The following is a 12,134-nucleotide window of genomic DNA, read 5'->3' on the forward strand; positions in this document are numbered from 1 at the left end:
CAGGTGTCAATAACTTGTATGATCTATTTGGACGAGTCGCGCAGAAGGCTGCGATAGCGCTGCTGGCTGCCTTTCAGATGTTTGCGCATCGCATCGCGCGCCGCCCCCGCATCCCCGGCGGCTATCGCGTCGGCAATCGCGCGGTGTTCACCAGAAATCAGCGCGATGTAGGATTCGGGGCTGCGCTGGCTGGCCGAGACCTGGAGATTCGACCGCGGAATCACCGTCGGGCCCATCACGTCCAGGAACTCTGCGAACCGCGGATTGTTTGCGGCCAATGCCACGGCGCGATGAAAACGGAAATCGGCTTCGGTGGTCGCCTGACCTTCCCGCGCCAGGGCGCGCACCTCTGCCTCGGCGTCGTAAATCTCTTCCTCCTGCGCTGGCGACCGGCGGGCCGCGGCGAGCGCCGCCGCCTCCATCTCAACCGCCGTACGCAGCTCAAGCATCTCGATTATAGACGAAATCTTGTCCAGATCGACGATCTGAAAGGGCCGCTGCGCCGCCTCGACGGGTTCCAGTACGAACACCCCGGCCCCCTGCCGCGGCTCCACCAGACCGTCGGCGCGCAGGGTCGCGATCGCCTCGCGGATCACCGTGCGCGAAACCGAGAAGCTTTCGGTCAACTGCGCTTCGGACGGCAGACGGTCCCCGACCGCAAAAGCCCCCCCGCCGATCTGGTCGCGCAGTTCCTGCACCACTTCGGCCACTAGGTTCCTGCGGGCGCGGGGGGCGGGCTTCTGCATCCGGGTCTGTTTCATGTCACCTGTCCTCTGGAAGAACAGATAAGCGGACTCGGGGGGGAATTGTCAAATGGCATCGCAAATGCATCAGACGTATTGACAAGTTATATGATGATTTCGCATACCCTGCGCATCAGCGGTTCAAAGCCGCCGGAGTATCAGGGAGGACTCACCATGACTTTCACTCGCTTTGCGCTGTCCTGTGCCCTTGCGGCGCTGGTCACCGCACCCGCAATGGCCGACCAGTGGCGCGGCTGGAACATTCACCCCGAAGACTATCCGAATTCCATCGCGCTGGAAGGATTCGCCAAGGAGGTCGCCGAAAAGACCGCCGGCCGGATCGAACCGCAGGTCTACCACAACGCGGTGCTGGGCGATCAGCCGGACGCGATCGAACAGACCCGCAACGGCGGCCTGGACTTCGCGAACTTCAACATGGGTCCCATGGGCCAGATCGTGCCCGCGACCAACGTCCTTTCGCTGCCGTTCATCTTCAAGAACGTCGACCAGATGCACACCGTCATGGACGGCGAGATCGGTCAGCGCTTCTCCGACGCCCTGGCCGAGGAAGGCCTCGTCGCGCTCAGCTGGTTCGACAGCGGGTCGCGCAGCTTCTACAACACCAAGAAACCGATCGAGACGCCTGCCGACGTGGCCGGCATGAAGTTCCGCGTCATGAACAACGACCTCTATGTCCAGATGGTCGACAAGCTTGGCGGCAACGCCACGCCCATGGCCTATGGTGAAGTCTACCAGTCGCTCAAGACCGGTGTGATCGACGGGGCGGAGAACAACTATCCTTCCTACGACAGTTCGAACCACTTCGAAGTCGCGCCCTATTACTCGATCACCAACCACCTCATCATTCCGGAATGCCTCTGCGTATCGACCGCGTCATGGGAGAAGCTCTCGGACGAGGACAAGGCGATCGTGAAGGAAGCCGCCGTCAATGCGGCCGAGGAACAGCGCTCCCTCTGGGCGGAGCGCGAGATGAAGAGCCGCGAGAAGGTTGAGGCGGCGGGTTCCAAGATCAACGAGGTCAAGGATCCGCAGGCCTTCCAGGACGCCATGGGGCCGGTCTACGAGACCTTCATCAAGGCGAACCCCGATCTCGAAAGCCTGATCAAGGATATTCAGGCCACCATGTGATCGGCTACTCTCCGACTGCCCCGGCCCGACCCGGCCGGGGCATTTCCATGTCCCGGAGGCGCGGATGACCCTTCCCGATACCGACAGGCCCCTGCAAAACGGGCTACACGACGGGCCCTTTGCGGAAAAGCCGCGTGACCCGGTCTACCGGCTGCTCGACCTCATGGCGCGGATCTGCATGACCGTGGCGGGTGTTCAGATGGTCTCTCTCATCGCCATCTTCGGCTGGCTGGTCTTCGGCCGCTACGTGCTGAACGACACGCCGACATGGGTGGAACAGGCCGCGCTGGTTCTGGTGGTCTGGATCACCTTCCTCGGCGGCGCGGCGGGCGTCTGGAACAAGGCGCATCTCTCCATCGATTTCGTCCGCGAGATGATGCCGCCCCGTGTCCGCATCCCCCTGCGATGGATCGCCGTGATCGGCGTGCTGATCTTCGGCGCCTACCTCGCATGGTATGGCTGGGACCTTGCCGAAAAGACCTGGCGGCGACGCATTCCGATGCTGGCCATCGCCGAAGGCTGGCGTGCCGTGCCGATGGCAATCTGTGGTGCGCTGACCGTGCTCTTCTCTCTTTATCACATGGCCGCTCTGATCCGCGGCGAAGACCCGACGGAGCGATAATGGGCCTTTCAATCCTATTCGGCCTCTTCGCGCTTGGCCTGATTTCGGGCATGCCGGTGGCCTTTGCGCTTGGCCTCGCCACGGTTGGCGGGTTCCTCTACGAAGGCCTGCCGATGTTCATCGGCTTCCAGCGGATCCTCTCGGGCATCTCCGTCTTCTCCCTGCTCGCCATCCCCTTCTTCATCTTCGCCGGAGAGCTGATGATGCAGGGCGGTATCGCTGGCCGTCTCGTCCGCCTCGCCGCCTCCGCCGTCGGCAAGTCGCGCGGAGGGCTGGGGGTCGTCAACGTCGCCTCCTCCATGCTTTTCGGCGGCATCTCCGGTTCCGCTGTCGCAGATACCTCCGCGCTTGGCGCGATCCTGATGCCGGTGATGAAGGAAAAGGGTTACGATGCCGACTACGCGGTGAACGTGACCGTCACCTCCTCGGTCGCCGGTGTGGTGATCCCGCCCTCGCACAACATGATTCTCTACGCGGTCGCAGCCGGAGGCGTCTCCGTCTCCCAGCTGTTCATGGCGGGCGTGGTGCCGGGCGTTCTGATGTGCCTTTGCCTCGGCGTGGTGGCGTGGTGGATCGCCGTCCGCCGCGGCTACCCGTCCGAGGAGTTTCCGGGCTGGCGCGCGCTCTTCATCTCTTTCGCCGCCGCGATCCCCGGCCTGCTGACCGCCGTCATCATCGTGGGCGGGGTGCTCTCCGGCGTCATGACCGTCACGGAGTCGGGGGCATTCGGGGCGATCTGGGCGCTGCTCGTCACCGTCTTCGTCTATCGCGAACTGACCTGGCCGGGGTTCAAGCTGGCGGTGGTCGCCGCCGTCCGTACCACCGCGCTGGTAATGATCCTCGTCGCGACCGCATCCTCCTTCGCCTATCTGCTGGCGCTCTACCGCGTGCCGGACAATCTGGCGACCTTCGTGACCTCCATCTCCTCCAACCCGATCGTGATCCTTCTGCTGCTGAACCTGACGCTGCTGGTGCTTGGCATGATCATGGACATGGCCGCGCTCATTCTGATTTGTACCCCGATCTTCCTGCCCGTCGTCGTCGGGCTGGGCATGGACCCGGTGCAGTTCGGCGTCATCATGATGATGAATCTCGGGCTCGGCCTCTGCACCCCGCCGGTCGGCGCCTGCCTCTTCGTCGGCTGCGTCGTCGGCGGAATCCGGATCGACCAGGCGGTGCGCACGATCTGGCCGTTTTACCTCGCGATCCTCGTTGCGCTGATGCTGGTGACCTATGTTCCGGCCATCTCGCTCACCCTGCCCAATCTGCTGAAGTAAGGAGCCGCGCCTTGAAACGACTGCTCATCACCGGTGCTGCCGGCAACCTCGGGAAACTGGCCCGCGCCCGGCTCGGCCACCTCGCCGACACCCTGCGCCTGTCCGACATCGCCGACATGGACCCGGCCGGCCCCGGAGAGGAGGTCGTCACCTGCGACCTTGGCGACGAGGCGGCCGTCTTCGAACTGGTGAAGGACTGCGACGGCATCCTGCATCTTGGCGGGGTGTCCGTCGAACGCCCCTGGGACATGATTCAGCGCGGCAATATCACCGGCCTTTACAACCTGTACGAGGCCGCCCGCGCCCATGGTCAGCCACGCATCTTCTTCGCCTCCTCCAACCACACCATCGGCTACTACCGGCAGGACGAGGTGATCGACACCACCATGCCGATGAAGCCCGACGGGCTCTACGGCGTGTCCAAGTGTTTCGGCGAATCCCTCGCCGCGCTCTACCACGCCAAGTTCGGGCAGGAGACCGCGCTGATCCGCATCGGATCCTGTTTCGAGAAACCGCGCGACCGGCGGATGCTGGCCACCTGGATGTCGCCGGACGACTTCGTGTCTCTGGTGGAATGCGTCTTCCGTGTGCCGATGCTGGGCTGCCCGGTGATCTGGGGCGTCTCCGACAACGACGAAGGCTGGTGGAACACCGAAACCGCCCGCCTGATCGGCTGGCGCCCGAAGGACAACTCCGAAACCTACCGGGCCGAGGTCGAGGCCGCCGCCCCCCGCCCCGCGCCGGACGCACCGGAAAGCCTGTACCAGGGCGGCAAGTTCATCGCCGAACCGATCCACAAGAGCTGACAGAGAGAGGCCGTTCCGATGTACATACCGCATGGCAGACACCTGATCGCAGGAGACTGGGTCGCGGGAAGCGACCACTTCCGTTCCGCCCCGCTGAAGGGTGAGGGGATCGAGGTCGCACGCGGCACCCCCGCAGAGGTGGACCGGGCCGTGACCGCGGCGGAAGACGCGTTCGAAAGCTTCGGCTGGTCCACCCGCGCCGACCGTGCCGCCTTCCTCAACGCCATCGCGGACGAGATCGAACAGCGTGCCGATGCGATTACCGCCTACGGCACCGTGGAAACCGGCCTGCCCGAGGCACGGCTTCAGGGCGAACGCGGTCGCACCACGGGGCAACTGCGCCTGTTCGCGGACCACATCCTGAAGGGCGATTACCTCGACATCCGCCACGACGCCGCCCTGCCCGACCGCCAGCCCCTGCCGCGTCCGGACCTGAAGATGGTGCAACGCCCAATCGGTCCCGTGGCGGTCTTCGGCGCGTCGAACTTCCCGCTCGCCTTCTCCACCGCCGGGGGCGACACGGCCGCCGCCCTCGCCGCCGGCTGCCCGGTTGTGGTTAAGGGCCACCCCGCCCATCCCGCAACCGGAGAGATCGTCGCAGACGCCATCGCAGCAGCCATCGCGAAGACCGGCGTGCATCCCGGCACCTTCAGCCTGATCCAGGGCGATCAGGTCGCCTATGCCCAGGCACTCGTTCAGCATCCCCTGATCCGCGCGGTCGGCTTCACCGGATCGCTTGGCGCAGGTCGCGCTCTGTTCGACCTCTGCGCGCAACGCCCCGAACCGATCCCGTTCTTCGGAGAGCTCGGCTCAGTGAACCCCATGTTCATCCTGCCCGTCGCCGCGCGCGAAAGGTGGGCCGCCCTCGCATCCGGCTGGGCCGCGTCGCTCACCATGGGTGCGGGGCAGTTCTGCACCAACCCCGGCCTCGTCATCATCGACAGGGGCCCGGACGGCGACGCCTTTGTCGCCGCCGCGGCAGAGGCACTGTCCAATGTCGCCCCCCAACCCATGCTCACCGACGGCATCGCCAACGCCTACCGCTCCGGGCGGGACCGGATGCAGGCCCGCAACGCCATCCGCCCCGTTCTCGTGACCGATGCCGACGGTCGCCACGCCACGCCCAACCTGTTCGAAACCGACGCGGACGCCTACCTCGGCGATCACGCCATGGGAGAGGAGGTCTTCGGGCCCCTCGGGCTCATCGTCCGCACCTCAGGGACGGAGGAGATGACGCGCCTGGCCCGCGGGCTTGAGGGCCAGCTGACCGCCACCCTGCACATGGACGACGCCGATACGGAGACCGCCGCACGGCTTTTGCCGGTGCTGGAACGCAAGGCGGGCCGTATCCTGGTCAACGGTTTCCCGACAGGGGTGGAGGTTGCGGACGCCATGGTGCACGGCGGGCCTTACCCGGCCTCCACCAACTTCGGCGCCACCTCGGTCGGCACACTGTCGATCCGCCGTTTCCTGCGCCCGGTCTGCTACCAGAATCTGCCCGACGCGCTGATCCCTGCCGACTTGCCGCCGGCTAGACCTTAGACAGGCTTGCGCTTGAGCTTCTTCCAGACGCCATGCGCCCGGCCGATCATGTCGCCATCGGCGAATATCTCGCCCTGCATGAACACCAGCCCGCCGGTCTCTTTCGTGACCGTCGGGCGCAGGTCGATGAACCGCCCGATCCGCGCCGCGCCGAGGAAGTCGTAGGAAAAGCTCACCGTCGCCACAGGGTTCCCGCCGTGCCGCATCCGCGCCACCCGACCCATTCCACGGTCCGCGAGCGTCATCAGCATCCCGCCCTGCACGACGCCGTTCAGGTTCTTGTGATGATCCGCCGCCCGGAACCCGATCCACGGCGGTCCGTCGCCGGTCTCGCGCACATAGATCGGCCCGACGTGATGGATAAACCCCTGATCCTCGACCGGACTCCAGCTGTCATCGGGGGGTGTTGGGGTCGTCATGTCCATCCTGTCGCCTTCCGCTGTCGTTCCATGGCGCATAGCACGACCCCGCCGGGGGTGCGAGATAGCCCTTGCGATTCGCCGAACCCCGGCCTATATGCCCCTTCAACAGCGGCGTGTTGAGGCCCCGGCCGAAACGCTCCACCGGAGAGTTCAACGGGCCGCGTGCCCGTTTTTTTGTTCCCGGAGTCCGCATGGACCTCATCGCCAAAACCGCCATCGACCGCCGCCTGGCCGAGATCGTGAGCCCCGTCGTCGAAGACATGGGTTTCGAACTTGTCCGGCTTCGGCTCATGGGCGGACAGACCAAGACGCTGCAGATCATGGCCGAACGCCCCGAGGGCGGGATCGAGGTCGACGACTGCGCCGCGATCTCCAACGCCATCAGCGCCATTCTCGACGTGGAAGACCCGGTCAGCGACGCCTACACGCTGGAGGTCTCCTCTCCCGGCATCGACCGGCCGCTGACCCGGCTGAAGGATTTCGACACCTACGAGGGTTACGAGGCGCGGGTCGAGACGGCGGAGCTGATCGAAGGACGCAAGCGCTTCAAGGGCGTGCTTGCGGGGATCGAGGGCGACGAGGTCCTCATCAATATCGAGGAAGGCACCGTCGGACTGAAATTCGACTGGCTGGCGGATGCCAAGCTGATCCTGACTGACGATCTCATCAAGGAAATGCTACGCGCCCGCAAGGCCGCCGGAAACGCGCCGGACGGCGATCTGGACGAAACCCAATTCGACGACATCGAGACCGACACAGGGACGGAAGAGGACTGAGACATGGCAATTACCTCTGCAAACCAGCTGGAACTGCTGCAGACCGCCGAGGCGGTGGCCCGCGAGAAGATGATCGACCCGGCCCTCGTGGTCGAGGCGATGGAAGAGTCGCTCGCCCGTGCCGCCAAGAGCCGCTACGGCGCGGAGATGGACATCCGCGTTAAGATCGACCGCAAGACCGGTCGCGCGACCTTCACCCGCGTCCGCACCGTGGTCGAGGATGATCTGCTTGAAAATTACCAGGCAGAGATGACGGTCGAGCAGGCCAAGCAGTACATGGCCGATCCTGCCGTCGGTGACACCTTTGTCGAGGAAGTGCCGCCGGTAGACATGGGCCGGATCGCCGCCCAGTCCGCCAAGCAGGTCATCCTTCAGAAGGTGCGCGAAGCCGAGCGTGACCGCCAGTTCGAGGAATTCCAGGACCGCGCCGGCACGATCATCAACGGCGTCGTCAAGCGCGAGGAATACGGCAACATCATCGTCGACGTGGGCCGGGGCGAAGCCATCCTGCGCCGGAACGAGAAGATCGGCCGCGAAAGCTATCGCCCGAACGACCGCATCCGCTGCTACGTCAAGGACGTGCGTCGCGAACAGCGTGGGCCGCAGATCTTCCTGTCCCGTACCGATCCGCAGTTCATGGCCGAGCTGTTCAAGATGGAAGTGCCCGAGATCTACGACGGCATCATCGAGATCAAGGCTGTTGCCCGCGACCCCGGCTCGCGCGCGAAAATCGCCGTGATCTCCTACGACAACTCCATCGACCCGGTCGGGGCTTGCGTCGGTATGCGCGGGTCGCGCGTGCAGGCGGTCGTGAACGAGCTTCAGGGCGAAAAGATTGACATCATTCCGTGGAACGAAGATCAGCCGACCTTCCTGGTGAACGCGCTTCAGCCCGCCGAAGTGTCCAAGGTGGTTCTGGACGAGGAAGCCGGCAAGATCGAGGTCGTCGTGCCGGAAGAGCAGCTGTCGCTTGCCATCGGGCGTCGCGGTCAGAACGTTCGCCTTGCGTCGCAGCTGACGGGTCTGGACATCGACATCATGACGGAAGAGCAGGAATCCGCCCGCCGTCAGAAGGAATTCGAAGAGCGCACCAAGCTGTTCATGGACAACCTGGACCTGGACGAATTCTTCGCGCAGCTTCTGGTGTCCGAAGGGTTCACCAACCTCGAGGAAGTCGCCTATGTCGAGGTCGACGAACTGCTGGTGATCGACGGCGTGGACGAAGACACCGCCAACGAACTGCAGGCACGTGCCCGCGACGTTCTGGAAGCGCAGGCCAAGGCCGCACTGGAACGCGCGCGTGAACTGGGTGCGGAGGACAGCCTCATTGAATTCGAAGGCCTCACCCCCCAGATGGTACAGGCACTGGCCGAAGACGGCATCAAGACGCTGGAAGACTTCGCCACCTGCGCCGACTGGGAACTGGCCGGCGGCTGGACCACGGTCGAGGGCGAGCGCGTGAAGGACGACGGCCTGCTGGAGCCCTTCGAGATCTCGCTCGAGGAAGCACAGCACATGGTGATGACCGCGCGTGTCCTGCTTGGCTGGGTCGATCCGGCAGAGCTTGAGGCCGAGGAAGCCTCCGAAGAGGTCGAGACTCAGGCCGACGCCTGAGTCCCGGAGCTGCCGCGATGAGCCGAGGCGGACAGGATACCGATCGCCCGGACGGGCCGGAGCGCAAGTGCATCGCGACCGGAGAGGTTCAGCCCAAACACGGGCTGATCCGCTTCGTCGTCGGTCCGGACGGGACGATCGTGCCGGACATCATGGAAAAGCTGCCCGGCCGGGGTATATGGGTCAGTGCGGACCGCGCCGCTCTTGATCTGGCCATGAAGAAAAAGTTGTTCGCCCGCGCGGCGAAGCAGCCGGTTCAGGTGCCCGAGGACCTTGTGGCGCAGGTCGAAACGCAGCTGGCGTCGCGTGTGGTCAGCCTGCTGGCAATGGCCCGCAAGTCCGGCGATGCGGTCGGCGGGTTCGAGAAGGTGAAGGACTGGCTGGGCAAGGACGAGGCCGAGGTGCTGATCCAGGCCAGCGACGGGTCCGGCCGGGGAAAGAGCAAATTGTCCACGCCCTACGGCGGCTCCTTCATCGGCTGGCTTACCGCTGACGAGCTGGGGTTGGCCTTCGGGCGCGAAACTGTCATACACGCCGCCTTAGGAACTGGCGGTCTGAGCAAAAGAGTTGTAGAGGAGGCCGCAAGACTGAAGGGTCTGCGCCCCTGAAGGCGGCGGGAGGGTCCCGCCCGGAAGGAAATATGAACCATATGAGCGACAACGACGGAAAGAAAACTCTGGGTGTACGTGGCGGCGGTCCCTCTTCCGGGAACGTGAAGCAGAGCTTCAGCCATGGCCGCACCAAGAACGTCGTGGTGGAAACGAAGCGCAAGCGGGTCGTGGTGCCCAAGCCCGGCGCCGGCAAGCCCGGCGGCACCGGCTCTCTTGGCGGTGATCCGTCCAAGCGCCCCGCCGGCATCACCGATGCGGAGATGGAACGCCGTCTCAAGGCCGTGCAGGCCGCGAACGCCCGTGCAGCAGAGGAAGAGGCGCAGCGCGAGGCCGACGAAAAGGCCCGCGAGGAGGAGCGTGAGCGCCGCCGCGAGGAAGCCGAACAGAAGGCCCGCGAGGAGAAAGAGCGCGAAGAGGCCCTTAAAGCCAAGGCCGAAGAAGAGGAACGCGTCCGCCGCGAGGCAGAGACCGCCGCGAAGCGCGCGGCCGCCGCCCCGGTTGCCGATCCCGCCGATGACGGCGGAGCCTCGCGCGCCGCCAAGTCCGGCGCCGCCCGCCCCGCCCCCTCGGATCGTCCCGCGCGCGCGAACACCAAGACGGACCGCGACGACGGTGCCGGGCGTGGCAAGGGCCGCGATGACGGCCGTCGTGCCGGCAAGCTGACCCTGAACCAGGCCCTGACCGGCGGCGAAGGCGGCCGGCAGAAATCCATGGCGGCGATGAAGCGCAAGCAGGAGCGTGCGCGCCAGAAGGCCATGGGCGGCCCCGTCACCCGCGAGAAGGTCGTGCGCGACGTTCAGGTGCCCGAAGCGATCATGGTCGGCGAACTCGCCAACCGGATGGCCGAACGTGTCGGCGACGTCGTGAAGGCGCTGATGCAGAACGGCATGATGGTCACCCAGAACCAGACCATCGACGCCGATACCGCCGAACTCATCATCGAGGAATTCGGCCACAACATCGTGCGTGTCTCTGACTCCGACGTCGAGGACGTGATCAAGGTCGAGGACGACAAGCCCGAAGACCTGAAGCCGCGTGCCCCGGTGGTGACCATCATGGGCCACGTCGACCACGGCAAGACCTCTCTTCTCGACGCGATCCGCAACGCCAAGGTGGTTGCGGGCGAAGCCGGGGGGATCACCCAGCATATCGGTGCCTATCAGGTCGTGACGGACAGCGGTCAGACGCTGACCTTCCTCGATACGCCGGGCCACGCGGCCTTCACCTCCATGCGTGCCCGTGGTGCGCAGGTGACGGACATCGTGGTTCTGGTTGTGGCGGCCGACGACGCCGTGATGCCGCAGACGGTCGAGGCGATCAATCACGCCAAGGCCGCCGGGGTCCCGATGATCGTGGCGATCAACAAGATCGACAAGCCCGAGGCGAACCCCCAGAAGGTCCGCACCGACCTGCTCCAGCACGAAGTCATCGTTGAAAAGATGTCCGGCGACGTGCAGGACGTGGAGGTTTCGGCCCACACCGGCGACGGTCTCGACGACCTGCTCGAAGCCATCGCGCTGCAGGCCGAGGTGCTCGAGCTCAAGGCCAACCCCGACCGCGCCGCCCTCGGCGCCGTGATCGAGGCGCAGCTTGACGTGGGCCGCGGCCCGGTTGCCACCGTTCTGGTGCAGAACGGCACGCTGCGGCAGGGCGACATCTTTGTCGTCGGCGAACAGTACGGCAAGGTCCGCGCGCTGGTGAACGACAAGGGCGAACGTGTCAAAGAGGCCGGTCCGTCGGTTCCGGTGGAAGTTCTCGGCCTGAACGGCACACCCGAAGCGGGCGACGTCCTGAACGTGACCTCGACCGAGGCGCAGGCGCGCGAGATCGCGGAATACCGCGAGAAGGCTGCCAAGGACAAACGCGCCGCCGCAGGTGCTGCCACGACGCTGGAACAGCTGATGCAGCGCGCCAAGGACGACGAGAATGTGACGGAGATGCCGATCCTCGTGAAGGCAGACGTCCAGGGTTCGGCCGAAGCGATTGTCCAGGCGATGGAAAAGATCGGCAACGACGAGGTCCGCGTGCGCGTTCTGCATTCGGGCGTCGGCGCGATCACCGAATCCGACATCGGCCTGGCCGAAGCGTCGGGTGCTCCGGTCTTCGGCTTCAACGTCCGTGCCAACGCGTCCGCCCGGAACGTGGCGAACCAGAAGGGCGTGGAGATCCGGTACTACTCGGTGATCTACGATCTCGTGGACGACGTGAAGGCGGCGGCCTCCGGCCTGCTGTCCAACGAAATCCGCGAGAACTTCATCGGCTACGCACAGATCAAGGAGGTCTTCAAGGTCTCCAACGTTGGCAAGGTCGCGGGCTGCCTCGTCACCGAAGGCGTTGCGCGCCGCTCTGCCGGTGTGCGCCTGCTGCGCGACGATGTGGTCATCCACGAAGGCACGCTCAAGACGCTCAAGCGCTTCAAGGACGAAGTGGCCGAAGTCATCTCGGGCCAGGAATGCGGGATGGCGTTTGAAAACTACGACGACATCCGCGCAGGCGACGTCATCGAAATCTTCGAACGCGAGGAAGTCGAGCGCACGCTCTGACTTTTCCCTGCCGGAAAGAAAAACGCGCC

11 protein-coding genes are annotated in these 12,134 nt (G+C 65.1%); 9 read left to right on the forward strand and 2 right to left on the reverse strand.

Annotated features, from left to right (window positions below; translation table 11 throughout):
- Positions 1 to 23 precede the first annotated feature (23 nt).
- The gene (locus tag IEV87_RS18135) at positions 24 to 761 is read right to left on the reverse strand and encodes a FadR/GntR family transcriptional regulator (protein WP_188479220.1); all 738 of its coding nucleotides are present in this window, start codon (positions 759 to 761) and stop codon (positions 24 to 26) included.
- Between the two features lie 156 nt (positions 762 to 917).
- On the opposite strand from IEV87_RS18135, the gene IEV87_RS18140 reads away from it, so the two are divergent.
- The 5 genes from IEV87_RS18140 to IEV87_RS18160 all read left to right on the forward strand — a co-directional run bounded on the left by IEV87_RS18140 (position 918) and on the right by IEV87_RS18160 (position 6,139).
- Positions 918 to 1,892, forward strand: a complete 975-nt coding sequence (locus IEV87_RS18140; protein WP_188479221.1) for a TRAP transporter substrate-binding protein — start codon at positions 918 to 920, stop codon at positions 1,890 to 1,892.
- A gap of 64 nt (positions 1,893 to 1,956) precedes the next feature.
- Complete coding sequence (locus tag IEV87_RS18145) at positions 1,957 to 2,514, forward strand: TRAP transporter small permease (RefSeq protein ID WP_188479222.1); 558 nt, start codon at positions 1,957 to 1,959, stop codon at positions 2,512 to 2,514.
- Positions 2,514 to 3,791, forward strand: a complete 1,278-nt coding sequence (locus IEV87_RS18150; protein WP_188479223.1) for a TRAP transporter large permease — start codon at positions 2,514 to 2,516, stop codon at positions 3,789 to 3,791. Before IEV87_RS18145 ends, IEV87_RS18150 begins: the two co-directional genes overlap by 1 nt.
- Before the next feature lie 11 nt (positions 3,792 to 3,802).
- Positions 3,803 to 4,597 (forward strand): NAD-dependent epimerase/dehydratase family protein, encoded by a 795-nt coding sequence (locus IEV87_RS18155; protein ID WP_188479224.1) that lies wholly within the window; start codon positions 3,803 to 3,805, stop codon positions 4,595 to 4,597.
- Positions 4,598 to 4,615: 18 nt separating this feature from the next.
- Positions 4,616 to 6,139, forward strand: coding sequence for an aldehyde dehydrogenase (NADP(+)) (locus IEV87_RS18160; RefSeq protein WP_188479225.1), 1,524 nt, complete (start codon positions 4,616 to 4,618; stop codon positions 6,137 to 6,139).
- Here the strand turns inward: IEV87_RS18160 and IEV87_RS18165 are convergent.
- Positions 6,136 to 6,558 carry a PaaI family thioesterase gene (locus IEV87_RS18165; protein WP_188479226.1) on the reverse strand — a complete coding sequence of 141 codons (423 nt, stop codon included), beginning with the start codon at positions 6,556 to 6,558 and terminating at the stop codon, positions 6,136 to 6,138. The two genes, IEV87_RS18160 and IEV87_RS18165, sit on opposite strands and share 4 nt — an antisense overlap.
- A 194-nt stretch (positions 6,559 to 6,752) precedes the next feature.
- On the opposite strand from IEV87_RS18165, the gene rimP reads away from it, so the two are divergent.
- Genes rimP through infB form a run of 4 tightly spaced genes read left to right on the forward strand, consistent with a single transcriptional unit; the run spans position 6,753 to position 12,105 of the window.
- Positions 6,753 to 7,337: a ribosome maturation factor RimP gene (gene rimP / locus IEV87_RS18170; protein WP_188479227.1), complete on the forward strand. Its 585-nt coding sequence runs from the start codon at positions 6,753 to 6,755 to the stop codon at positions 7,335 to 7,337.
- Between the two features lie 3 nt (positions 7,338 to 7,340).
- Positions 7,341 to 8,951 (forward strand): transcription termination factor NusA, encoded by a 1,611-nt coding sequence (nusA, locus tag IEV87_RS18175; RefSeq protein WP_188479228.1) that lies wholly within the window; start codon positions 7,341 to 7,343, stop codon positions 8,949 to 8,951.
- Positions 8,952 to 8,968: 17 nt separating this feature from the next.
- Positions 8,969 to 9,559 (forward strand): RNA-binding protein, encoded by a 591-nt coding sequence (locus IEV87_RS18180; RefSeq protein ID WP_188479229.1) that lies wholly within the window; start codon positions 8,969 to 8,971, stop codon positions 9,557 to 9,559.
- A 41-nt stretch (positions 9,560 to 9,600) separates the two neighbouring features.
- Positions 9,601 to 12,105, forward strand: coding sequence for a translation initiation factor IF-2 (gene infB, locus IEV87_RS18185; protein ID WP_188479230.1), 2,505 nt, complete (start codon positions 9,601 to 9,603; stop codon positions 12,103 to 12,105).
- The last annotated feature ends 29 nt before the right edge of the window (positions 12,106 to 12,134 follow it).

This window comes from Primorskyibacter flagellatus, from assembly GCF_014638275.1.
Taxonomy (GTDB): Bacteria; Pseudomonadota; Alphaproteobacteria; order Rhodobacterales; family Rhodobacteraceae; genus Pseudooceanicola; species Pseudooceanicola flagellatus_A.